The sequence below is a fragment of the Glaciecola sp. G7-5 genome (genome assembly GCF_055808975.1).
This window is the reverse complement of the sequence record NZ_CM147892.1, coordinates 4010809-4035212: the sequence shown is the minus strand read 5'-3', so window position 1 is coordinate 4035212 and position 24404 is coordinate 4010809. Positions and strand designations below refer to the sequence as shown.

Annotated in this window: 19 protein-coding genes; 9 read left to right on the top strand and 10 right to left on the bottom strand. The window is 41.8% G+C overall.

All coding sequences use genetic code 11. The features are described 5' to 3' along the window. Positions 1-27: 27 nt before the first annotated feature. From AC0L6H_RS17745 to nadK, 3 genes are all read right to left on the bottom strand, one after another. A complete protein-coding gene (locus AC0L6H_RS17745) occupies positions 28-384 on the bottom strand; it encodes an outer membrane protein assembly factor BamE (RefSeq protein ID WP_473390549.1) in 357 nt (118 codons plus the stop codon). Between the two features lie 90 nt (positions 385-474). Next, a complete protein-coding gene (recN, locus tag AC0L6H_RS17740) occupies positions 475-2148 on the bottom strand; it encodes a DNA repair protein RecN (RefSeq protein WP_473390548.1) in 1674 nt (557 codons plus the stop codon). Positions 2149-2237: 89 nt separating this feature from the next. After that, complete coding sequence (gene nadK / locus AC0L6H_RS17735; protein WP_473390547.1) at positions 2238-3113, bottom strand: NAD(+) kinase; 876 nt, start codon at positions 3111-3113, stop codon at positions 2238-2240. A 253-nt stretch (positions 3114-3366) separates the two neighbouring features. Between nadK and grpE the strand changes: the two genes are divergently transcribed. From grpE to AC0L6H_RS17715, 4 genes are all read left to right on the top strand, one after another. Next, positions 3367-4020 carry a nucleotide exchange factor GrpE gene (gene grpE / locus AC0L6H_RS17730; RefSeq protein WP_473390545.1) on the top strand — a complete coding sequence of 218 codons (654 nt, stop codon included), beginning with the start codon at positions 3367-3369 and terminating at the stop codon, positions 4018-4020. A 201-nt stretch (positions 4021-4221) separates the two neighbouring features. Next, positions 4222-6153, top strand: a complete 1932-nt coding sequence (dnaK, locus tag AC0L6H_RS17725) for a molecular chaperone DnaK (protein WP_473390544.1) — start codon at positions 4222-4224, stop codon at positions 6151-6153. Positions 6154-6351: 198 nt separating this feature from the next. Next, complete coding sequence (gene dnaJ, locus AC0L6H_RS17720; protein ID WP_473390542.1) at positions 6352-7485, top strand: molecular chaperone DnaJ; 1134 nt, start codon at positions 6352-6354, stop codon at positions 7483-7485. A 237-nt stretch (positions 7486-7722) separates the two neighbouring features. Then, positions 7723-8220 carry a c-type cytochrome gene (locus AC0L6H_RS17715; protein WP_473390541.1) on the top strand — a complete coding sequence of 166 codons (498 nt, stop codon included), beginning with the start codon at positions 7723-7725 and terminating at the stop codon, positions 8218-8220. 49 nt (positions 8221-8269) lie between these two features. Here the strand turns inward: AC0L6H_RS17715 and AC0L6H_RS17710 are convergent, their stop codons facing one another. Continuing rightward, on the bottom strand, positions 8270-8968 hold the full coding sequence (locus AC0L6H_RS17710) for a cytochrome b/b6 domain-containing protein (RefSeq protein ID WP_473390540.1): 699 nt from the start codon (positions 8966-8968) through the stop codon (positions 8270-8272). Positions 8969-9164: 196 nt separating this feature from the next. On the opposite strand from AC0L6H_RS17710, the gene dapB reads away from it, so the two are divergent. From dapB to greA, 4 genes are all read left to right on the top strand, one after another. After that, the gene (dapB, locus tag AC0L6H_RS17705; RefSeq protein ID WP_473390538.1) at positions 9165-9971 is read left to right on the top strand and encodes a 4-hydroxy-tetrahydrodipicolinate reductase; all 807 of its coding nucleotides are present in this window, start codon (positions 9165-9167) and stop codon (positions 9969-9971) included. A gap of 365 nt (positions 9972-10336) precedes the next feature. After that, positions 10337-11485, top strand: a complete 1149-nt coding sequence (carA, locus tag AC0L6H_RS17700) for a glutamine-hydrolyzing carbamoyl-phosphate synthase small subunit (protein ID WP_473390537.1) — start codon at positions 10337-10339, stop codon at positions 11483-11485. A gap of 11 nt (positions 11486-11496) precedes the next feature. Next, complete coding sequence (gene carB / locus AC0L6H_RS17695) at positions 11497-14718, top strand: carbamoyl-phosphate synthase large subunit (protein ID WP_473390535.1); 3222 nt, start codon at positions 11497-11499, stop codon at positions 14716-14718. Positions 14719-14924: 206 nt separating this feature from the next. Beyond that, positions 14925-15404, top strand: coding sequence for a transcription elongation factor GreA (gene greA / locus AC0L6H_RS17690; protein ID WP_473390534.1), 480 nt, complete (start codon positions 14925-14927; stop codon positions 15402-15404). On the opposite strand, the gene AC0L6H_RS17685 is transcribed toward greA, so the two are convergent. The 6 genes from AC0L6H_RS17685 to miaB all read right to left on the bottom strand — a co-directional run bounded on the left by AC0L6H_RS17685 (position 15395) and on the right by miaB (position 22685). Continuing rightward, positions 15395-17053, bottom strand: a complete 1659-nt coding sequence (locus AC0L6H_RS17685; protein ID WP_473390533.1) for a SulP family inorganic anion transporter — start codon at positions 17051-17053, stop codon at positions 15395-15397. The two genes, greA and AC0L6H_RS17685, sit on opposite strands and share 10 nt — an antisense overlap. A 62-nt stretch (positions 17054-17115) precedes the next feature. Then, the gene (gene lnt, locus AC0L6H_RS17680) at positions 17116-18639 is read right to left on the bottom strand and encodes an apolipoprotein N-acyltransferase (RefSeq protein ID WP_473394574.1); all 1524 of its coding nucleotides are present in this window, start codon (positions 18637-18639) and stop codon (positions 17116-17118) included. A 1-nt stretch (position 18640) separates the two neighbouring features. Continuing rightward, positions 18641-19501 (bottom strand): CNNM family magnesium/cobalt transport protein CorC, encoded by an 861-nt coding sequence (corC, locus tag AC0L6H_RS17675; protein ID WP_473390531.1) that lies wholly within the window; start codon positions 19499-19501, stop codon positions 18641-18643. A 126-nt stretch (positions 19502-19627) separates the two neighbouring features. After that, a complete protein-coding gene (gene ybeY / locus AC0L6H_RS17670) occupies positions 19628-20131 on the bottom strand; it encodes an rRNA maturation RNase YbeY (protein ID WP_473390530.1) in 504 nt (167 codons plus the stop codon). A 29-nt stretch (positions 20132-20160) separates the two neighbouring features. Next, positions 20161-21219, bottom strand: a complete 1059-nt coding sequence (locus tag AC0L6H_RS17665) for a PhoH family protein (RefSeq protein WP_473390529.1) — start codon at positions 21217-21219, stop codon at positions 20161-20163. A 38-nt stretch (positions 21220-21257) separates the two neighbouring features. Next, a complete protein-coding gene (gene miaB, locus AC0L6H_RS17660) occupies positions 21258-22685 on the bottom strand; it encodes a tRNA (N6-isopentenyl adenosine(37)-C2)-methylthiotransferase MiaB (RefSeq protein WP_473390528.1) in 1428 nt (475 codons plus the stop codon). Positions 22686-23057: 372 nt separating this feature from the next. Here miaB and AC0L6H_RS17655 point away from each other — a divergent pair, with 372 nt between their 5' ends. Beyond that, the gene (locus AC0L6H_RS17655) at positions 23058-24260 is read left to right on the top strand and encodes an FAD-dependent oxidoreductase (RefSeq protein ID WP_473390527.1); all 1203 of its coding nucleotides are present in this window, start codon (positions 23058-23060) and stop codon (positions 24258-24260) included. Positions 24261-24404 lie beyond the last annotated feature (144 nt).

Genomic DNA, 24404 nt, shown 5'->3' with positions numbered 1-24404 from the left:
ATTCTGTCGTATCAGTCTAGGGCTTACTTATACTTCTAAGGGGATATCAAATTCTTCAGGCTTTTTAAAATCGCCTTTCATAGTGGATAATTTGCCGTCAACGAAAGTCAAAATAAGCTCTTTACGAATATCGTCACCACGTTTACTCATACCTCGTTTCATATCATAGACGTAATACCAAGTATCGGTGCTAAAACTATCTTCAACCACAGGATTTCCGAGCACAAATTGCACTTGTTCCTTGGTCATTTCTATACGTAACTTATCGACGTCTTTTTGTTCAAGGAAGTTACCTTGAGGTACATCAATTCGGAATATCCAATCGGAACACGCCGATGTGAGCAATGTGGCCACTAATATAATGGCTATGTAAGCTGATTTCATGTTTAACCTATAATAAATTGAGCGCAGGCATCCTACCTTACCTGCGTATGACCATTCAAGTGCTAAATGGTTCGAATTTAAAATAGCGCCTTATAGCTTGAGTAAATCTTTCGCATTCGCAATTGCTGTATCGGTCAATTCATCGCCTGCAAGTAATCTTGCGATTTCGTTAATACGCTCTTGCTTGGTTAACTTAAGCAGATTTGTTTCAGTCGTATGACCATCAGTAACCTTGCTGACAAATAGTTGATTGTGGGCCTGCGCGGCTACTTGGGGAAGATGGGTCACGCACATTACCTGTGCTTTTTCGCCTAAACGCCTCAGTAGCTTTCCAACTAAAGATGCCGTGGGGCCGCTTATGCCGGTGTCAACCTCATCAAAGACCATTGTTGGAATAAGCGTATCTTTTGAGGAGATGACTTGAAGCGCCAAGCCAATACGAGATAATTCCCCACCTGAAACAACTTTATCTAATAAATCGAGTGCTTGCCCCGGATTTACTGACAAATATATTTGCACAACGTCGCTACCTAATGCGCTTGGTAGGGTATTAGCATCTTGATGTAATCTTAGTTCTACCACAGCGTGAGGTAGGTTCATCTCTCTGACAGATGTTTGTATTTCCTGAGATAATAGGGCAGCCGCCTCTAAACGAGATTTTGAGAGAGCCTCGCTGGCTACTTTATACTCATCAAGATGGCTACTAACCAAACTCTTAAGCGTACTTAGGTTGTCTTCTTGGTCAAGTAGGGTCTTATATTCATCAGCTAAGGATAAGTGCATTTCATATAGATTTTCAGGACGAACTTGGTGCTTGCGTGAAAGGTCTATACATTCTGAGTAGCGTTGTTCTATTGCGAGCAATTGCTCAGGGTCAGATTCTATTCGGCTTTTGTAGAGTTCTAACTCTTCGCTTGCGTCTTCTGCTTGAATAAGCGCGCTCTGTAAGCTTTCAATAGTCTCATTTAAACTTTCATCAAAATGCGCGATTTTACTTAAGGATTTTATGCTTTGGTGCAATAACGATAATGCATTAGCTTCATCACTTTCTTTTAAGGTATGAATTGCAAAATCAGTACTGTCTATGAGCTCTTGTGTATTGCTTAACTTTTTAAAGTCACTTTCGAGTGTGGCGAATTCATCTTCACCAATACTAAAGTCATCAAGCTCTTTGACTTGATAAGCGAGTAATTGACTACGATCAATGCGCTGTTGTTGTTCTGCCTCGAGTTGTTTTAATTGTTTATGAGTCTGGTGATAGGTTTTATATGCATTGGCTACTTCAGCAAGCAAGTCTGGATGTTGTGCGTATTGATCTAGTACTTTTCTCTGAAACTCAGGTTTTAAGAATTGATAGTGAGCGTGCTGTGAATGAATGAAGGCTAATTTACTACCAAGTAGTTTAAGTTGGCTTAAATTTACGGGGATACCATTTACGAAAGCTTTTGAGCGTCCTTCAGGGTTAATCACTCGACGGATAAAACATTCATCAGGATTATCATCTTGTAATAATTCATGTTCGTTTAAGAATTCACGAGCGCTTTTCACCTTGGCAATATCGAAATGAGCGACAACTTCTGCTTTGTCAGCATGGTCTCGGACCATATTTGATTCGGCTCTGTCACCAAGGCATAGCCCGAGCGCATCTAAGGCTATAGATTTTCCTGCGCCGGTTTCACCCGTAATTGCTGTTAGGCCTTGACCAAGCGCCAAATCCACTTTTTTTACAATCGCTAAATTTTTAATTGCAATATGAACCAACATAACTCTACCTGCCTGCTAATATTCATCATTATGGTAACTATACTGATAATATATACAGTAGTTATGCGGGTGTAAAGATCAGTTTTGCATTAAAAGAGTTTGCTACCCCAATTTAATTTGGTTCTAAGCACATTAAAATACGAATATTCAGGCGGATGCACCAAGCTTAGTAAGTTGGGACTTTTCTTTATGTGGACTTCGTCACCCGGCGCTAAACTAATCACCACATGACTATCACAACTAATTTGTACATTGTCTGAATTTTTATTTGAAATTTTAAGCATTAAGGGGGAATTGGCATCAATTACAATGGGGCGGCTAGTCAAACTATGCGGAAACATTGGAACGAGTGTAATAGCGTCTAAATGCGGGACTAAAATAGGTCCGCCACCTGACAATGAATAGGCTGTAGAACCGGTAGGCGTTGCTACAATAAGACCATCAGAACGCTGACTAAAAACAAAGTCATTTCCTACGTATAGTTCAAACTCCATCATATGCGCCACTTTACTATGGTGTAAAACGATTTCATTGATAGCGACATGGGTACTTTTGAGTTTGTTGTTACTATGCACTTGAGCTTCGAGTAAAAAGCGTTCTTCGCGATGGCCTTGGTCTGCGAATATTTTATCTAATTGGCGACTAATGTCTTCTGGGTTTATATCGGTTAAGAAACCTAAATTTCCTCGATTTACACCCACGACATCTATAGGATAACCAGCTAACACACGAGCGGCACCTAGCATATACCCGTCACCACCGACAACGATCGCTAAGTCGGCGCGCTTACCTATGTCTTGCATGGAGCAAACCAGCAAAGATTTATTGTCTATAGAATCTATAATGCGCTGTTCTATCAAAATAGTGCAGCCGCGTTGTATCAACTCTTCAACCAGCACTGTCAAACTAGCATGAGTGCCTGAATGGCCGGGTTTGCCAATTAATCCAACGGTTTTATAACGCATATATTTTGTGAACCTAAACACCTCTTTTAGGTAAGGTATACGTAACGCTATTGGTGTTGCAAGTATAATTTACTTAATTAAACAAAAGTGAGCTAAAAATATCAGGTGAACACAGTCTCTTAGCCTAGTAAAAAAATAGAATAAATTTACAAATTTTGGCTTGAAGCCATCAATTCTGCCCCCACTATAGCAACTATGACTTAATCAAGGTGACAGTGTTCACCATATTCAACGTTAAAAAGCGGAGCGCCCAATGACGCAAGAAAATGCTTCTGATAAAGAAACTCAACAGCCGGCAGACGAACCTATTAATGCTGTTCAAAATGAAAACGCGAGTCCTGTAGAAGGCGATGCTCAATCAGTAGAATCTGATGAGGCACTAGAGGCCCAAGGTTTTGATTGGAAAATATATGCAGATGAGTTAGAAGCGAAACTGACTGCTGCTGAAGCTAAAATTGAAGAGCAAAAAGATAGTGTGTTGCGGGCAAAAGCTGACGGTGAGAATGCACGACGCAGAGCTGAACAGGAAGTCGACAAAGCAAGAAAATACGCGCTAGAGAAGTTTGCCGGTGAGCTGTTATCGGTCGTCGACAACCTAGAAAGAGCCACACAAGCCGCTGATGCAGAAAATGAAGCCATAAAACCTTTATTGGAAGGAATAGAGTTAACGCAAAAAGCGTTTATGACAACCTTTGAGAAATTTGGTCTAGAACTGATTGATCCCCAAGGTGAAACTTTCAATCCAGAAAAACATCAAGCGATGTCAATGCAAGAAAATGATGAATTGCCAGCCAACACAATTATGGCGGTAATGCAAAAAGGTTACTCCTTAAATGGACGCCTGCTTAGACCGGCAATGGTAATGGTTTCTCGCGGCGGCACAAACTCTGTTGACACGCAAGCGTAAAGACCTAGATTGCTAGCAATCTAACCTTACTTAGTACGGTGACAGAACAGAGTCATCGGCGAAACACTTGTTTCATCCTAATTTAGTGAAACAAAACAGAAAAAAGTAAAAAATTTATTTAATCACCTATTGAAAATAGGGTTACTAGCCCCACTTTATAATCATCAAAAGTGTAGCAACAAAAGAATTTGGAGACATGATATGGGTAAAATTATTGGTATAGATCTAGGTACAACTAACTCTTGTTTAGCAGTACTAGATGGTAAAAATGCAAAAGTTATCGAAAATGCTGAAGGTGAGCGTACAACGCCATCAGTCATTGCATATACGAAAGATGGGGAGACCTTAGTAGGTCAGCCTGCAAAACGTCAAGCGGTAACCAACCCAGCAAACACCTTATTTGCGATTAAGCGTTTAATTGGTCGTAGATTTGAAGACAAAGAAGTGCAGCGCGACATTGATATTATGCCGTTTAAAATAATGAAAGCGGACAATGGCGATGCATGGGTTGAAGCGAATGGCCAAAAAATGGCACCACCTCAAATTTCTGCTGAAGTCTTGAAAAAAATGAAAAAGACTGCAGAAGATTATTTAGGTGAAGAAGTGACTGGTGCAGTTATAACTGTTCCTGCTTACTTCAACGATTCACAACGTCAAGCGACAAAAGACGCAGGCCGTATTGCGGGTCTTGAAGTTAAGCGCATAATCAATGAGCCTACCGCGGCAGCACTTGCTTACGGTATGGATAAAAACAAAGGCAACAATACTATAGCGGTTTATGACCTTGGTGGTGGTACCTTTGATATTTCGATTATTGAAATCGACGTAGTTGATGGTGAACATACTTTTGAAGTGCTTTCTACCAATGGTGATACGCACCTAGGTGGTGAAGATTTCGATAATCGTATGATTACTTACCTCGTAGAAGAGTTTAAGAAAGACCAAGGCTTTGATTTACGAAAAGATCCATTGGCTATGCAGCGTTTGAAAGAAGCCGGTGAGAAAGCGAAGATTGAATTGTCTTCTGCACAGCAAACGGAAGTTAACCTTCCTTATATTACTGCTGACGCGTCAGGCCCTAAACATTTAGCAATCAAAGTAACACGTGCAAAATTAGAGTCATTAGTTGAAGATTTAGTTAAGAAATCTTTAGCACCGCTAAAACAGGCGCTTGCTGATGCTGACCTTAGTGTCGGTGAAATTAATGACATTATATTAGTGGGCGGTCAAACGCGTATGCCACTGGTACAAAAATATGTGACTGAGTTCTTTGGTAAAGAACCGCGTAAAGACGTTAACCCTGATGAAGCAGTTGCGGTAGGTGCAGCAATTCAAGGTGGTGTATTGGCCGGTGACGTAACTGACGTATTGTTATTGGACGTAACGCCATTATCATTGGGTATCGAAACAATGGGCGGTGTGATGACAGCCCTTATCGAGAAAAATACCACGGTCCCTACCAAAAAGTCACAAACCTTCTCAACGGCTGAAGATAATCAGTCTGCGGTAACGGTTCATGTACTTCAAGGTGAGCGTAAGCAAGCGCAAGGCAACAAGTCACTAGGTCAGTTTAATTTAGAAGGGATACGCCCTGCACAGCGCGGCGCACCTCAAATTGAAGTTACTTTTGACATTGACGCTGATGGCATCTTGCATGTGTCTGCGAAAGATAAAGACACCGGAAAAGAGCAGAAGATAACGATTAAAGCGTCTTCTGGTTTAAGTGAAGATGAAATCAACCAAATGGTACAAGACGCCGAAGCGAACAAAGATGCTGACGCGAAGTTTGAGCAGCTAGTGCAAGCACGTAACCAAGCTGATGGCATGATACACGGTACGCGTACGCAGCTTGAAGAAGCCGGTGATGCTATCGGTGCTGACGATAAGGCTAAAATTGAAGCCGCTCTTGATGAGCTAGAAACAGCTCGCAAAGGCGAAGACAAAGAAGCCATTGAAGCGAAAACTACAGCATTAATGGAAGCGTCTGCGCCATTAATGGAAATCGCGCAAGCTAAAGCTCAGGCTGAAGGCGCACAAGCTCAAGGTGGAGAAGCACCAGAGCAGGGCGCAAATAACGCTGGCGACGATGTTGTTGACGCTGAGTTTGAAGAAGTAAAAGACGATAAAAAGTAATATTGTCGTAATACACCATGGCGCAAGTTGTTGAATATAACTTGCTGCCATCATCAGGCGCGACCTCGCAAGAGTGTTGCGCCTTTATTACGAAAGTACTCTGCCTTTTTGGGTAGCGAAAATAAATGAAATACTGTTTATAAGTGCGCCAGATAGCGTGCTTACAGCAATACACAAATAAGTTTTAATGGGTGGTTTATGTCTAAGAGAGACTATTATGAGGTGCTAGGGGTAAGTAAAGGTACCGACGCACGTGATATCAAAAAGGCCTACAAGAAGTTGGCAATGAAATATCACCCAGATCGTACGCAAGGTGATAAAGCGCTTGAAGAAAAGTTTAAAGAGATTCAAGAAGCATATGAAATACTGACCGATACTCAAAAACGTGCAGCCTACGATCAATATGGTCATGCCGGTGTTGATCCAAACCGCGGCGGCGGTGCAGGTGCTGCCGACTTTGGTGATATCTTCGGGGATGTATTTGGTGATATCTTCGGCGGTGGCCGTGGTGGAGGCGGACGTTCGCGCGCGCGCCAAGGCTCTGATTTACGTTATAACCTAGAACTTTCTCTTGAAGAAGCTGTACGCGGTAAAGATGTTGAAATTCGTGTTCCCACTTTGGTTGAATGTGATACCTGTGACGGATCAGGTGCTAAGAAAGGCTCGTCGCCCACTACATGCCCAACCTGTAAAGGGAATGGCCAAGTGCAGATGCGCCAAGGATTCTTTGCGGTTCAACAGACCTGCCCAACCTGTTCGGGCAAAGGTAAAATAATATCCGATCCGTGCTCTCCTTGCCGTGGACAAGGCCGAGTTGAGAAAACCAAAACGCTTTCAGTTAAAGTCCCTGCGGGTGTCGACACAGGTGATCGAATTCGATTATCTGGCGAAGGCGAAGCAGGCGAAAATGGTGCTCCTCCAGGTGATCTTTACGTTCAAGTAAATGTGCGTGATCACGATATATTTACCCGTGACAATAACAATTTATACTGCGAAGTGCCCTTAGGTTTTACAACGGCGGCGCTAGGTGGTGAAATTCAAGTGCCCACCTTAGATGGTAAAGTGAAGCTTAAAATTACGCCAGAAACACAAACTGGGAAAATGTTTAGGTTACGAGGAAAAGGCGTCAAATCAGTCAGAAGTGGCAGTGTTGGTGATTTAATATGCAAAGTCGTTATTGAAACGCCGGTCAACCTGTCATCAAAGCAAAAAGAGCTATTGCAAGAATTTGAAGTTTCTATTAATGGCCAAGCAGCCAAACATAGACCTAAAGAAAAAGGATTTTTCGATGGCGTGAAGAAGTTTTTTGACGATTTAACCAATTCTAATTAAGCTTAATAAAATTAGCACATCACTAAAAGCCCAGCATTTATTGTTGGGTTTTTTTAAGATATAATCACAACTAATGAGGATAAGAAAAAGCTTCATCAACGCTGCTAATTTAAGTACAGTAGAAGGTGTTCATAAATCGATTAGGCACTTTGCATTGAGACAAGTGGTCTAAGGGCGTTTTATTTTCGTTAAGTATAATAAGCTTGAATTAATTTCAGTAAACATAAAGGATATATTATGAAAAAAACATCACTGGTATTATTTGCTGCAAGTTGTGCATTGGTATCTTTGTCAGCGCCGCCAAAGGCTGTTGCCAACGACCATGAAGTCAAGACTGCGACAAGTGAGAAACAAGCAAGTAGTGCAATTACGTTCAGGAAATCCTTATTGCAATTAGTGCGCAGTAATATGGGGCCGCTAGGCGCGATGGCGAAAGGAAATATACCAATGGACGCCGATGTTATTGCTATAAACGCAAACCGAATCGCGTTTTTGGGCGAGATGATGCACGATTATTTCAACTTAGATACCAGCGCTTATTCATTAGATACTGAAGCGAAAGCTGACATATGGAAAGAACATGCTGATTTTACGAGCAAGATAAATGATTTGGTCGACGCCGCTGTTAAACTAGAAGCCCTCGTCGCAAACGAAGAAGAAGGCGAATATCGCAAAGGTATTGGCGCCTTAGGCGCCACTTGCAAAGCGTGTCACGACAAATATAAGCAAGACTAAATACTCAACACTACGCTTTTTTAACGATATTAGGCATTGCCAGCAGTGCCTAATATCCGTAGTAATCGTCGCTCGCTTCAACTGCAAATACGTCAAGCAATAAGTACATAGCAATTGCGGTGATCAAAAGGCTGATAAGCAGCCCTATCCAGGGGAAGCTTTCTTGAGGGTCAGTTTTTTCAAGAACTTCTTTTTTCCCTGTGATCATAGCACTTGTTAAAGCTTGTTTGTGCCTAAGTTTGTAATACAAAATTGCGCCAATATGCAAAGCAATGAACGCAAATAAAACTAGGTAAACATTGTGATGCAAGTAATTCGCGATATCCTGCGCACTGTCCCCTAACACACCATAATATGGCCCATCGTTGAAAATCTCGTCGCTAATGAATAAGCCACTAAAGGCTTGCGTAAGGATTAAGGTCAATAGCACAACAACAGAATAAGCGCCCGCAGGATTATGGCCTATATAATGACTAGTTGATTGCGTTTCGCGCAGGTAGGCAAGGCTTGCTAAAGGTGAAACCATAAACTGACTAAACTTCGCGTAGTACGTGCCAAACACTCCCCAGCTTAGCCGAAAAATGATGATTGCAATACATGTATAACCGGCGTAAAAATGCCATTGCATGGTATTTGCTAATACATTTTCATCTAATACTTCAGCGCTTAGATATTGAAAAATAATGATAGCCACTAATCCCCAATGACAGATCCTGACGGGTAGATCCCATACTTTTTGCGTTGTCATAGCTTTCCTTTTGCATATAAATACTTGATTTTTTTTAGTATAAACCTTGTTGTAGCGAAAATTAAATAGGCATAGTAAATAAAGGTATGCTTGCTTTTGCTAGTAACAGAATTTGATGGCACAATATATTAATAAGCAATCATTACAAGATACACTTAGATTGTCGTGTTTACAGTTTAAATCAGAAGGAATCCGCGTGATTAAAGTAGGGGTGTTTGGAGCAAATGGTAGAATGGGGCGAGTATTGATTGATGCTGCCTATCAACATGCTGAAGTTGCACTTGGTTTTGCAAGCGTTCGCAAAGGCTCATCATTTGCAGGAATTGATGCCGGTGAGTTAGCAGGAATCAACAAGCAATATATAAATATTTCCGTTCTTGAAGACAGACTTGCCAATACTGCCGATGTATTAATCGACTTCACGCTACCTGAAGCATTACAAAGTAACCTTGATTACGCCGTTAAGCATAATAAAGCGCTTATCATAGGAACAACTGGCCTAGATTCAGCGCAGTTGGCGTCGATAGATGAAGCCGCTAAAAAGATCCCCATCGTGTTTGCAGCCAACTATAGTGTTGGCGTAAACGTGATGCTTAGTCTGGTAAGTACAGCGGCAAAAGTGATGGGCAATAATGCAGATATTGAAATAAGCGAAGCACATCATCGCTTCAAAAAAGACGCGCCTTCTGGCACTGCGATGGCTATTGGTGAACGCATTGCTGATACTCTTGGTAGAGACTTAGCCTCTTGTGCGGTATATGGACGTCAAGGCGATACTGGGGAAAGAGATTCTCAAACAATTGGCTTTGCAACAGTACGCGCAGGCGATATTGTGGGCGAACACACCGCGCTTTTTGCTACTTTAGGTGAACGCATTGAAATTACACACAAAGCGAGTAATCGCTTAACCTTTGCGAATGGCGCGCTAACAGCAGCTCTATGGGTGAAAGACCAAGAGCCTGGTTTGTATTCAATGCAAGAAGTATTAAATTTAGATAAATAGATCTTATTTATGGGCTCCATAAAGCTAAGAAAACAGCTGTTTTTGGGGCTTTGTTGGTGAATAATTGATATTAGCCTTGTTTTAGGTCTTTTTAGTTAGTTTTTTAAAACTTATAGACCTGAATAAGTTTGTTCTATATACTACGTGGAATTTGCCAAAATAAAGTGATTTTCGTCCTTTGAAAATGGCTATAAAAGAGACGGTAAGTGCTAATTTACTGGATGTATCTTGGTAATTGCTCACTTTTAATGTTTCTATTTTGGCAGAGACATGTAGTGTGTTTTTTAGGTAAAACATCACTTAACTGCAAGTTTGTTGCGTTTTTGTAACAAACCCTAGCTATCTCTACTTTTTAGGAGGTTGACTTGGCTGTTTCTGCCCTGTTAGTACTCGCCGACGGTTCTGTGTTTAAAGGAACTGCAATTGGCGCAACTGGTAGTAGTGTTGGTGAGGTTGTTTTCAACACCTCGATGACCGGCTATCAAGAAATTCTTACCGACCCTTCGTACGCTGAACAAATCATCACCTTAACTTATCCTCATATTGGTAATACCGGCGTTAATACTGAAGACGTGGAGTCTAATAATATTTGGGCAAAAGGGCTTGTTATACGAGATTTGCCTATGTATGCAAGCAATTTTAGAAGTGAAAAAACCTTATCTGAATATTTAGTTGAAAATAATATTATTGGTATTGCGGATATTGATACACGGCGCCTAACACGCGTTTTGCGCGACAAAGGTGCTCAAAATGGATGCATTACAACGCTTACTAATGAAGCTGAAATTGATGATGTAATCGCCAAAGCATTAGACAAAGCGAAAGGCTTTGCTGGTATAAAAGGCATGGATTTGGCGAAAACGGTAAGCTGTAAAGATGCATATACTTTCACCGACGGTATCTGGCATCTAAACAGCGGTTATGATACTAACGCAAGCGACTTACCTTTTCATGTCGTCGCCTATGATTTCGGTGCAAAACATAATATTTTAAGAATGCTGGTTGACCGCGGTTGCAGATTAACGGTAGTTCCCGCACAGACAACAAGTGAAGAGGCTTTAGCGCTAAAACCTGATGGCATCTTTTTATCCAATGGACCGGGCGATCCTGAACCATGCGATTATGCAATAAGCGCCATCAAAACCTTCATTGAAAAACAAATCCCTATGTTTGGCATTTGTTTAGGCCACCAATTACTAGCATTAGCAGCAGGTGCCAGCACAGAGAAAATGAAATTTGGCCACCACGGTGCCAACCACCCAGTAAAAGATATCGAGCATAAACGCGTGATGATCACTAGCCAAAACCATGGATTTGCCGTCAATCAAGAATCTTTACCCGAAAACATCGATATAAGTCACGTTTCACTGTTTGATCAATCTTTGCAAGGTATTGCGCTTAAAAATGCACCGGCCTTCGGTTTCCAAGGACATCCTGAAGCGAGTCCAGGTCCGTGTGATGCCGCATTGTTATTTGACCACTTTATAGACCTAATCAAACAAGCGAAACAATAGGAAGCTTTACTATGCCAAAACGTACCGACATCAAAAGTATTTTGATACTTGGCGCTGGCCCTATTGTTATAGGGCAAGCCTGTGAGTTCGATTACTCTGGAGCACAAGCGTGCAAGGCCTTGCGTGAAGAAGGTTATCGCGTCATATTGGTTAACTCCAATCCAGCGACCATCATGACTGACCCAGAAATGGCCGATGCAACGTATATCGAACCTATTCATTGGGAAGTTGTACGTAACATTATTGCCAAAGAACGCCCTGACGTTATTTTGCCCACCATGGGTGGCCAGACTGCACTAAACTGTGCTCTAGATCTGAACAAGCATGGTGTTCTTGAAGAATTTAATGTTGAACTCATCGGCGCTAATGCAGATGCTATCGACAAAGCCGAAGACCGTGAACGCTTCGACAAGGCAATGAAATCAATTAACCTTGAATGTCCTCGCGCCGAGATTGCACACAGTCTCGCTCAAGCTCATGATGTAGTCACCAGAATCGGTTTTCCGTGCATTATTCGCCCTTCTTTTACCATGGGTGGTAGCGGCGGCGGTATTGCCTATAACATTGACGAATTCAATGAAATTTGTACTCGCGGTTTGGATTTGTCTCCAACCTCAGAATTACTCATCGATGAGTCCTTAATCGGCTGGAAAGAATACGAAATGGAAGTTGTTCGTGATTCTGCTGACAACTGCATTATTATTTGTACGATTGAGAATTTCGATCCTATGGGGGTTCATACAGGTGACTCAATCACCGTTGCTCCCGCTCAAACCTTAACCGACAAAGAATTTCAAATTATGCGAAACGCTGCAATTGCAGTACTTCGCGAGATTGGTGTTGAAACAGGTGGTTCAAACGTACAGTTTGGTATCGACCCTAAAACGGGTCGAATGGTCATTATCGAGATGAACCCGAGGGTATCAAGATCGTCTGCTTTAGCGTCAAAAGCGACTGGATTCCCAATCGCTAAAATAGCCGCAAAACTGGCGGTTGGATACACTCTTGACGAGCTTGCGAACGATATCACTGGTGGAAAAACCCCGGCATCATTTGAGCCGTCAATTGATTATGTCGTCACCAAAATCCCCCGTTTCAATTTCGAAAAATTTGCCGGCGCTAACGACCGTTTAACGACGCAGATGAAGTCGGTGGGCGAAGTGATGGCGATAGGTCGGAATCAACAGGAGTCTTTGCAAAAAGCGTTGCGCGGCCTAGAAGTTGGTGCAACAGGATTGAATCCTATCGTTGATTTAAACGACCCTGAAGCGAAAAATCAAATTGTATTTGAATTGCGTGAGCCTGGTGCTGAACGTATTTGGTATATTGGCGACGCCTTCAGATTGGGCATGTCGGTGGAGGAAGTATTTAAACTTACCAATATTGACCCGTGGTACTTAGTGCAGCTAGAAGATATTGTTAAACAAGAAGCAAAAATTGAAAGCCTAGGTTTGACCGGTATTGATAAAGACTACATGAGAGCATTAAAGCGCAAAGGTTTTGCAGATGCGCGTATTGCTGAATTAACCGCCGTTAGTGAAGGTGACGTGCGCGACAACCGCGTTAAGATGGACATATTACCTGTTTACAAGCGTGTTGATACTTGTGCTGCTGAGTTTTCTACGTCTACTGCCTATATGTATTCTAGTTACGATGAAGAGTGTGAAGCACTACCGTCTGACAAACCTAAAATTATGGTAATAGGTGGCGGACCAAACCGTATTGGACAAGGCATTGAATTTGACTACTGCTGTGTTCATGCAGCCTTAGCTTTACGCGAAGATGGCTACGAAACCATCATGGTAAACTGTAATCCAGAAACAGTCTCAACGGATTACGATACCTCGGACCGTCTGTATTTTGAACCGGTTACCCTTGAAGATGTACTTGAAATTTGTCGCATAGAAAAACCTGAAGGTGTCATCGTGCAGTATGGCGGTCAAACACCGTTGAAGCTTGCTCGTGCGCTAAAAGAAAATGGCGTCAATATTATTGGTACTTCGCCTGATGCAATTGACCGTGCTGAAGACAGAGAGCGTTTCCAGCAAATGGTGAATAAATTAGGTTTAAAACAACCTGCGAACGCCACTGTTAGCAATATGGAAGAAGCACTTGAAAATGCCAAAGTGATTGGTTTTCCTCTGGTGGTTAGACCTTCCTATGTGTTAGGTGGCCGTGCCATGGAAATAGTTTATGACCTAAAAGACTTAAAGCGCTATCTAAACGAAGCGGTGAAAGTGTCTAATGATTCGCCAGTGTTGCTTGATAGATTTCTTGATGACGCAATTGAAGTCGACGTAGATGCGATTTGTGACGGCGAACTCGTCGTCATCGGCGGTATCATGGAACATATTGAACAAGCCGGTGTGCATTCTGGCGATTCGGCTTGTAGTTTACCGCCCTATACCTTGTCAAAAGATATTCAAGACATAATGCGTAAGCAAGTCAAAGATATGGCCTTGGAGCTTGGGGTCGTTGGTTTGATGAATACCCAGTTTGCGATTAAAGATAACGAGGTTTACATCATTGAAGTAAACCCTCGTGCAGCGCGAACGGTTCCGTTTGTTTCAAAAGCCACAGGCATTCCGTTAGCTAAAATTGCAGCTAGAGTAATGGCCGGTACGTCTTTAGCGAGTCAGGGGATTGTTAAAGAAACCATCCCGCCGTTTTATTCGGTCAAAGAAGTTGTGTTGCCATTTGCTAAGTTCCAAGGTGTAGACCCGCTTTTAGGCCCAGAGATGCGTTCTACAGGCGAGGTTATGGGAATTGGCGTTAACTTCGAAGAAGCCTATGCAAAAGCCGGTTTAGGAGCGAGTTCTCCGCTACCACATGCAGGTAAGGTGCTTGTATCCGTAAGAAATAACGATAAACATAGAGTGTTAGCACTAGCTAAAGTGATTATTGAAAATGGCTTTACGCTCGAAGCAACAAGCGGTACTGCTAAGTTTATCAACGAAGGCGGATATCCTTGTAGTGTTGTTAATAAGTTGCTTGAGGGTCGTCCAAACATTGTTGATGCGATTAAAAATGGTGCTTATACGTATATTGTTAACACAACCGAAGGGCGTCAAGCGATAACCGACTCGGTGTATATACGTAGCGAAGCACTATTAAATAAGGTTGCGTACACAACTACCTTAAATGCGGCCTTTGCAACAATGCAGTCGAAACAAGCTGATGCTTATAAGAATGTTAATTCGATTCAAGAGTTACATAAGCAAATTGAAGCCTAAAAGCCTACACACAATAGTCTGATTGTTTTATACTAATGGATTATTATATAATTAAAACGAACGCTTTAAGCGTTCGTTTTCTATTTTAGCGTTGAGTTTATTCGCCTTGATACCTGTGTTTATCCTCATACTTTGTTGCTGAGTATTGATCTCAGTTATAATTATAAAGTCGACGTTTCAACTTTTACCATGATAAGAGAATAAGAATGGCTACTACCTATCCAATGACACTTTTAGGTGCGCAAAAATTGCGTGATGAATTAAACGAACTAAAGTCCAAAGTAAGACCAAAGATCATAAAATCTATCGCTGAAGCCAGAGAACACGGCGACTTAAAAGAAAATGCTGAATACCATGCGGCGCGCGAGCAGCAAAGCTTCTGTGAAGGTCGTATTCAAGATATTGAAGGCAAACTTTCAGCTGCGCAAATCATAGATGTGACCAAAATCCCAAACAACGGAAAAGTCATTTTTGGTACTACCGTGCATTTAGTCAATGTAGATACTGATGAAGAAATCCAATACCAGATTGTGGGTGATGATGAAGCCGATTTGAAAAGTGGCAGAATATCGGTCAATTCGCCTATCGCTCGTGGCCTAATTGGCAAAGAACTTGACGATGTCGCGACCATAAAAACGCCTGCAGGTGTCGTTGAATATGAAATTATTCAAGTAGACTATAAATAGCCGCCATCAATTAATTTCTTGTGCGCAAGCTCTAGGGCTTGCGTTCTATCATGAACAAAATCAGCATCATTAAGCATAGTCTCAAAACCAATTCTCATGAGTTTTTCTTTACTTAGTGGGTTCTTTACTAGCATCACGATTTGCTTGTCTAAGCTTTGCGCATCTTTCACCAAATTTTCAATCGTCAAGGCAATTGTATCGTCTAGAAATGAGACATCACTTAAATCAACAACTAGAGCATGATGATCGCCTAAGCTCCCAAGTTCGCGCGAAAGTGCTTTTGATACACCAAATATCATCGTACCGCTTAAATAGAAATAAAGTAGTTGGCCTTGTGCTTTATTCAATAAAGCTTGTTGTTCTTCGTTAAGTGGCAAGCGCCCGTCAACATCACTAATCGCTTTTATATTTTTTGCTTGAGAGGTGCTGAGCTTTTCAATCGTTATGATATTCGCAATAAATACGCCGATACCTACAGCCACAACCAAATCCACAAAGACAGTAAGCAGCAAAACCGCATACATAATTATACTCGTTTGTTTAGATACTTTATGTGCACGTTTTATGAAGCTCCAGTCTAAGATATCTATCCCCACTTTTATCGCAATGCCCGACAAAACAGCAATGGGAATGAGGGAAATGAGGGAAGAAGCGCCAAAGACGGCAACCACCAATATTGCCACTCTCGTTAAACCTGATAGCGCAGATTTGGCGCCTGTTTGGATATTTACTACCGTGCCCATTGTTGCCCCTGCACCTGGCAAACCACCAAATAAACCAGAAAATAAGTTACCCATACCTTGACCAATGAGTTCTTTATCTGATTTGTGTTCACTGCGAGTCAAGTTATCAGCAATGACAGAGGTAAGCATTGAGTCAATACAGCCCAGCATACCTAGCACAATACCATCTAGTATCATGGTTTGGATAAGTTCGCGGCTAAAGGTAGGGAATACAAGAGAGGGAAGACTTACATCAATTTCGCCTATGCGCTTGATATTTGGATCTGTAATAAAGTAAACCGAAATAACAGAAATAAGCACCAAAGCGATAAGCTGAGGCGGTATCCATTGTTTTATCTTTCGTGGAGTAAAAAATATCAGCAGCAATGTTGCTAAGGCCATTGAAGCCTCGGTTAGGCTAAACTGAGACAGTGTTTCACCTACATCAAAAATGGCACCTGTAACACCGCCACTAGGGGAACTAGCACCTATAGCGGGTGCAAACTGCATAATAATAAGGATACATCCTATCCCAGACATGAAACCACTGATGACGCTGTAGGGCATTAAGGTAATATATTTACCCAACTTAAGCATGCCAAAAAGTATCTGCGTGAGACCCGCTATCATGACTACAGTAAATGCCATTGCAAGACCTGTTTCAGGGTAGCGCGCTAACATAGCCGTCACAACCGCAGCCATGATAACCGTCATTGGCCCGGTGGGTTCAGATATTAGGGTAGGTGTGCCACCGAAAAGTGCAGCAAAGAAACCGATAATAATTGCGCCATATAAACCAGCTTCTGGTCCTGCACCTGAGGCGACGCCAAACGCTAATGCTAATGGTAATGAAACGATCGCGGCTGTTAAACCACCTAAGATATCGCCTTTTATACTATTGCGGTTAATGTTATTGAAAATCTTCACTGTATTCTCTTTTTTATCGACAAAAACATGGCGCTTCTAATGCGCAATAGTGTATCCCATTTTTATTTTTCAGTGGTCGGGACAGGGCTGAATTTAGCTCTTACCCGAGTTGCTAAGGCAAAACTAATTAGCAATAGTATCCATATAGGCCAGTCACCAAAGCGTCTGTAGGGCGTTTCACCAGAAACCAAGCTGATGCTGTCTTCTAACACCAAGGCTTTAAATTGAGGAAGTTGGCTCTGGATCTGGCCTTTATGATTGATAATTGCGGTCACACCGTTATTAGTGGCGCGTAATACGGGTATGCCAAATTCTTTTGCTCGCACTTGAGCTATCTGCAAATGTTGATGTGGACCATGGGAATCGCCAAACCAAGCGTCATTACTTACGGTAATTATTGCCTGTGATTTTGAACTGAGGTTTGCTGCAATTTGTTTAGGAAATGCTATTTCAAAGCAGATAGCGGGCGCTAAATGGGTATTGCCAGCAACTAAGTTAGCTTGTACATAATCACCGCGACTAAAAGAGGACATCGGCAAGTTAAAAATAGGCGCTAGGTTTCTTAGCACCGATTCAAATGGAACAAATTCGCCAATGGGTAGCAAATGATGTTTTGAATAGCGTTTATTATGATTAATTTGGTAAGTTTCAGTATTCGTTTTTTCATCAATACCTAAAGCGAGCAATGAATTATAGGCAATATTAGTTTCTAAGTTGTAATTGATGACGCCAGTAATAAGCCCTGTGTTGTGCTGCGTTGCTTTTACGTCCAAGGTCTTTAAAAATACTTGTACAAGTGATTCAAGCTTGGGAATCGCCGCCTCAGGCCAAACAATGATGTCTTTGCCCCATAAAGATTCTGTCATCGCGACATATTTGTCTATTGCCATTTGGTCTTTTTCAGGATCAAAACGCATCGATTGCGCGATATTGCCTTGTACCAATGCAACACTTTTTTGCTCTCCTGTAGGATGTGTCCAATCAATACGATTGAAAAGAGCAGAACTGATTAGTAAAACCGTGATAGGAAGGACCGCATAGAGGTATTTTTTTTGAACGAAGCCCACAATCAAACTTACACAAACTAATACAATAAGCGCACTCAAGCCAATTTCACCAATAATCGGATACCATGCACTTAAAAAGCTATTTGACTGCGAATAAGCAATAGATAACCACGGAAATCCGGTTAAAATTCGGGCACGGAACCATTCCAAAACAAGCCAAACGAAAGGTAGACTTAAAGGCCAGGACGAAACGTTAAAATAACGAGACAGAAAAGAGAAAACGAGGGCAGGGAAAAGCGCTAAGTAACCACATAAGAGCAGCATTAAAGCAAGCGAGACAATTAAGGGGACACCGCCAAATTCTGCGATGCTAACATGCACCCAAGAGATACCCGCGCCAAAATATCCGAGTCCAAAGAACCAAGCGCTTTTAAAAGGTGTGCTAGTTTTATAGGCAAGCAAATAAAAGGCGATTGGTAGCACAAGAAACACTAAGTACCATTGATCAAAAGGAGCAAAAGCGAATACTAAACTCGCTCCTAATAAAGTCAGTAAAAGATTGACAACAAAAGTGCTCAGATTAGGACTCCAAATCGGGCAAATACACCTTTAATTGAAGCAAACGGCGTTTGTCAGAGGTGGTAACTTCAAACTGTATATTGTCAATTTCAACTTTTTCACCGGTTTCTGGCATATGACCAAATGCGCGAAGCACCACACCGCCAATAGTATCTGAATCATCAGAATTGTACGATGATTCGAAAAATTTATTAAAATCATCGACAGGGGTTAATGCTTTGACTGAATAGGTCGATTTGTTCAGTGGTCGAATGTAGTCATTTTCATCTACTTCGTCATCATACTCATCTTCAATCTCACCTACGATGAGTTCCAATATATCTTCAATGGTGACTAAGCCCGACACGCCACCATATTCATCCACAACAATCGCCATGTGATATCGCTGCTGTCTAAACTCTTTTAAAAGCACATCAACGCGTTTACTTTCAGGGACGATTACCGCTTCGCGAATGACGTCTTTTAAAACAAAGCTTTTTTCGTCATTAAAGGCGTAAGTCAGTAAATCTTTTGCTAGCAGAATCCCTTCGATATGGTCTTTATCTTCGCTGATAACAGGAAAGCGCGAATGCGCAGAGTCAAGCACCAAGGGGAGAAATTGATCAACCGATTGCTCAATGTCAATCGTGATCATTTGTGCTCGGGGTATCATTATTTCGCGGACTTTAATTTCACTTACGCCCATTACGCCTTCAATCATCTCTTTGGTTTGCGGATCGATGACTTCACGGGTTTCCGCATCAGAGATGAGATCTGATAACTCTTCTTTGTTTTGCGGTTCTCCTTTAAAGTTGGTCATTAACTTGTTTAACCAGCTTTTGTTAGCAGAACCGTTGCTAGAGTGGGGGCTATCTTCGCTCATTATTTTATTCGCATCTTTATATTCATGTTTAAAAGTAGTGTTTATGTTCAGATCTTATTGCGCATACAGAAATGTTTAAGTAGGAAACAAGTCATCTTCAACACGGTGATTACTCAAATACTATACTCAACTAATTTGATAAGGGTCGTCAATACCTAATTGGGCTAATATTTTAATTTCTAAAGCTTCCATTTCGTCAGCGTCTATATCGTCAATATGGTCAAAGCCTAACAAATGCAAGGTACCATGGATGCATAAATGCGCCCAATGGTCTGTTAACGATTTTTGTTGTTGTGTTGCCTCTTGTTGAACAATATCGGCGCAAACGACCAAGTCTCCTAAAAAGCCACTAGGTACAAATTCAGGTAGGTCGCTTTCAAATGAAAGTACATTAGTTGCTTTGTCTTTACCTCGATACTGTGCGTTGAGCATGCGAGACTCTGCTAAAGATACTATTCGAAGACCTATTTCAGCTGGCAGTTCGTTTTTCTGAACATCGCTTTGTTTGTTTGCTACATCTAAAGCTTTTGCTAGCCAAAAGGAGAAATTTTCTTTTGTCGGCAGACTTGTGCGCAAATCTTGTGCTAGATCATCAGCAATTTGTATATCAAGCGATAATTCTTTAGGCATATTTGTGCTCTGAACAATGTAAATAGTACTTAAGCATCGTCGCTGGACGCACTGTTATTTTGCTTTTGCATATTTTCTTGTTCTTGGCGCTTTTTAGCTTTTAGTGCATCTTGCGCTGATTCATAGTCTTCGTATGCTTGTACGATCCTAGCTACGACGGGATGGCGCACCACATCTGAAGCCACGAAGAAATTAAAGCTGATATCATTAACATCTCCTAATACGTCGATGGCATGGCGCAAGCCAGAACGCGTTCCTCTAGGTAAATCTACTTGCGTAATGTCACCGGTAATGACGGCTTTAGAATTAAAACCAATACGCGTTAAGAACATTTTCATTTGTTCTACACTGGTATTTTGAGATTCATCAAGAATAATAAATGCATCGTTCAGCGTCCTACCACGCATGTAGGCCAGTGGAGCGACTTCTATCACATTGCGTTCGATCAACTTCTCTACTTTTTCAAAACCTAACATTTCAAATAATGCATCGTAAAGAGGGCGTAGATAAGGATCGACTTTTTGTGACAAGTCACCTGGTAAGAAGCCAAGTTTTTCACCTGCTTCAACTGCAGGGCGCGTTAGTAGAATACGTCTTATTTCTTGCCTTTCCAAGGCATCTACAGCACACGCTACCGCCAAGTAAGTCTTACCGGTACCGGCAGGGCCTACGCCAAAGGTGATATCGTGACTCAGCACATTACTGACATATTTAGATTGGTTGGGGTTTCTTGGTTTAACAACACCCCGTTTCGTTTTTATGTGAACTTCTTTACCGTAGTCTCCGGCTTCAGCTCGTTCTAAACATTTTGCTTCTTGAATAGCTAAATGAACCTGATTGGGCTCTAAATTAGGCACGCTACCACGAACAGGCTGAGTTTCAATATAAAGTAGTTTTAATAATTCACTGGCGCCATTAGCCTGCTGTGGATCGCCATGGACACTGAATTCATTGTTACGATAATTTATTTCAACACCCAAACGTCTTTCTATTTGTTTCAGGTTATCGTCAAATGGGCCACACAAACTTGACAAGCGTTTGCTGTCTTGTGGTTCAAGTACTAATTTATTACTAACTATTTTGCTCAATGAGTTTCCTTAATGATGACCGCTGTCTTGGCTTGAACTTACGCGGGCATTATTTGAATAACACCGTTCTTATCCGGTGTGGGTTGTTTAGCGATAATACTTTGTGGTGATACTGCAATACGCAGCCCCATATCAGCCTCTCGCAAGCTGACTTCTCCGCGCAAAGAATTACTAAATACTGACGTTATTTTTACATCAACAAACTCGCCAATCATATCTGGGCTGCCCACAAAATTCACTACGCGATTATTTTCAGTACGTCCGGTGAGCTCATTTGGGTCTTTCTTAGAAGGGCCTTCTACCAAGATACGTTGCGTTGTATCAAGCATGTTGCGTGCAATCTGTTGTGCGTTTTGATTAATACGCTGTTGTAATATTTGTAGGCGTTGTTTTTTCTCACTTTCAGGCACGTCATCAATGGCATCGGCTGCGGGTGTCCCGGGCCTTGCGCTATAGATAAAGCTAAAACTCATGTCGTAACCAACATAGTTAATTAAATCCATGGTTGCTTCAAAGTCGTCATTTGTTTCCCCTGGGAAGCCAATAATAAAGTCAGAAGACATGGCTAGGTTAGGGCGTATTTTTTTGAGTTTACGAATGGTTGACTTGTATTCAATTGCAGTGTGGCCACGTTTCATTAAATTTAAAATGCGATCGCTTCCTGATTGCACAGGCAAATGAAGGTGATCCACTAACTCAGGAATATTGGCATAAGCATCTACAATATCGTCAGTAAACTCGACCGGATGAGAGGTGGTATATCGTATGCGGTCGATACCATCAATACTTGCTACAAGTTCTAACAACTCCGCAAAACGGCAAACGCTTCCATCAAAATGGTCGCCACGATAAGCGTTTACGTTTTGGCCAAGTAAATTAACCTCACGAACACCTTGCGCTGCTAATTGAGCTACTTCTAAAAGCACGTCGTCTACAGGCCGACTAACTTCTTCACCTCGGGTATAGGGCACAACGCAAAAGCTGCAATACTTAGAACAGCCTTCCATAATTGATACAAAGGCCGTAGGGCCTTCTGCGCGAGGCTCTGGCAGACGGTCAAATTTTTCTATTTCAGGAAAGCTAACATCAACAACAGAGCGCTGTCCGCCTTGTATTTGCCCAATCATTTCAGGCAAACGATGCAGCGTTTGAGGGCCAAAGACGATATCAACAAAAGGTGCGCGTTTACGAATTTCAGCCCCTTCTTGAGAGGCTACGCAGCCACCCACGCCGATGATTAATTCGGGTTTGTCATTTTTAAGATGTTTCCAACGGCCCAACTGGTGGAATACCTTCTCTTGGGCTTTTTCACGAATAGAACAGGTGTTGAGCAATATCACATCTGCTTCCTCGGCTTCTTCAGCCATCGTGAAACCATGTGTTGAATCTAATAGGTCAGCCATTTTCTCCGAGTCATACTCGTTCATTTGGCAACCCCAGGTTTTAATAAATAATTTTTTGCTCATTTCACTTCATCAAATAGGTTAACAGGTCGCTTTGTGTTGTCGTTTAATATGAGGCTAACGATAATACTGTTATATTGTTTACGTACGCCCTTGCTGATATTTTGTTCTTTTTATTCTCAAAGCCACCACTTTAAATGGCCGGGTATTTTACCTGCATTTACGGCACAACGCCAGTCATTACGGGTTTTACATCTAAAACTATTTCGTAGCCGTTTAAACAAAAAAGGCGCAATTTACGGTCATTGAAATACTTGGGCTTTCCTTAATATCGAAGGTTACAAAAGCGTTGATTTAGAACATACAAATGGCATAAAGGCTGTGGCATACTAGACCCAAAGAAATTGCTCTACTTGAAAACAGTGAAATAAAAATATGCCTAATAAAAATGTTGATTGCTGCGTGGTGGGCGGCGGTATGATTGGCGCTACCTTAGCTTTAGGCTTAGCTAAACAGGGTTATAGTGTTGCGCTAATTGAGAAGGATGAACTTGTTCCATTTTCTCCTGAGCAAGCCCCTGATATTCGTTTGTCGGCTTTAAATATGCACACTGTTGAGTTGTTGTCGAACTTAGGTGCTTGGAAATTCGTTCAAAAAATGCGTAGTCGCGCTTACGACACACTAAGTGTGTGGGATGGTGAAAATCTTAAAGTTAGCGGTAATACAATAGATAAAAAAGGCCTCACACGATTTACCGCGCAAGAGATTGAGCGACCTTTACTAGGTTATTTTGTTGAAAATAGGCTCTTGCAGCTTTCTTTATACGACGAAATTAATGCGCAAGTGGCTGATAATGTTGCATGCATACATCAGCAATCAATTATCGATATTGATGTTGAAGCGGGCCGCGTTTCATTAAGTAATGGCGATGAAATTCATAGCCAGCTTATTTTTGGGGCTGACGGCGCACAATCGCAAGTTAGGACTGCGGCAGGTATACCAAGCAGTGGTTGGCAGTACGCACAAAAAGCCAATGCGGTATTGATTAAAACAGTCAACAAAGTAAGTGATGAAACATGGCAGGCATTTTTTACTACAGGCCCCAGAGCTTTGCTGCCGATGCACGACAATTATGCTTGTTTGATTTGGTATCACGGTGCGCAGCAAAGTGATTGGATTCAGAATGCCCCATTTGATGAACTCAAAGCATCGATATACAAAGAATTTCCTGACTTAATTGGCGAGTTTGAAATTTTGCAAGTCGCAGGCTTTGGGTTGACAAGAATGCATGCGCATCGATATGGACAAGGCAAGGCGCTAATTGCAGGTGACGCCGCTCATACCATTAACCCTTTAGCGGGACAGGGGGTTAATTTAGGTTTTAAAGATGCCGCGGCCATTTTAGAATTAATTTCAGAACATGGGATAAATGACCCTAAGTTGCTTATTAAGCAATACGAAGCGAAACGCAAAATAGCAAATTTATTGATGATGTCGAGTATGGACGCCATCTATCAGACGTTTTCAAGTTCATTGTTGCCGATAAAGCTGGCGCGCCAGTTTGGACTAACTTTGGCAGATAAAGCCGGCCCTCTAAAGCACAAGGCCCTAAAATATGCGATGGGATTAAGCGACTAAGACTTTATTTGGCCTTCTCCCCATCATATTCGTCCTCCTTCCCGTCATATTCGTCCTCCTCCCCGTCATATTTGCGCAGGCATATATCTCCTACCCCCTCTACCATCACAAAGGTCGCATCGTCTAAAAGCAGATTCTTGCCCC

Bases quoted from the DNA above. Each gene is read 5' to 3' on its own strand.
- greA (WP_473390534.1), top strand. From the start codon at position 14,925: ATGGCTACTACCTATCCAATGACACTTTTAGGTGCGCAAAAATTGCGT.
- corC (WP_473390531.1), bottom strand. From the start codon at position 19,501: ATGAGCGAAGATAGCCCCCACTCTAGCAACGGTTCTGCTAACAAAAGC.
- recN (WP_473390548.1), bottom strand. From the start codon at position 2,148: ATGTTGGTTCATATTGCAATTAAAAATTTAGCGATTGTAAAAAAAGTG.
- ybeY (WP_473390530.1), bottom strand. From the start codon at position 20,131: ATGCCTAAAGAATTATCGCTTGATATACAAATTGCTGATGATCTAGCA.
- AC0L6H_RS17710 (WP_473390540.1), bottom strand. From the start codon at position 8,968: ATGACAACGCAAAAAGTATGGGATCTACCCGTCAGGATCTGTCATTGG.
- nadK (WP_473390547.1), bottom strand. From the start codon at position 3,113: ATGCGTTATAAAACCGTTGGATTAATTGGCAAACCCGGCCATTCAGGC.
- AC0L6H_RS17745 (WP_473390549.1), bottom strand. From the start codon at position 384: ATGAAATCAGCTTACATAGCCATTATATTAGTGGCCACATTGCTCACA.
- grpE (WP_473390545.1), top strand. From the start codon at position 3,367: ATGACGCAAGAAAATGCTTCTGATAAAGAAACTCAACAGCCGGCAGAC.
- AC0L6H_RS17715 (WP_473390541.1), top strand. From the start codon at position 7,723: ATGAAAAAAACATCACTGGTATTATTTGCTGCAAGTTGTGCATTGGTA.
- carB (WP_473390535.1), top strand. From the start codon at position 11,497: ATGCCAAAACGTACCGACATCAAAAGTATTTTGATACTTGGCGCTGGC.
- AC0L6H_RS17655 (WP_473390527.1), top strand. From the start codon at position 23,058: ATGCCTAATAAAAATGTTGATTGCTGCGTGGTGGGCGGCGGTATGATT.
- dnaK (WP_473390544.1), top strand. From the start codon at position 4,222: ATGGGTAAAATTATTGGTATAGATCTAGGTACAACTAACTCTTGTTTA.
- dnaJ (WP_473390542.1), top strand. From the start codon at position 6,352: ATGTCTAAGAGAGACTATTATGAGGTGCTAGGGGTAAGTAAAGGTACC.
- miaB (WP_473390528.1), bottom strand. From the start codon at position 22,685: ATGAGCAAAAAATTATTTATTAAAACCTGGGGTTGCCAAATGAACGAG.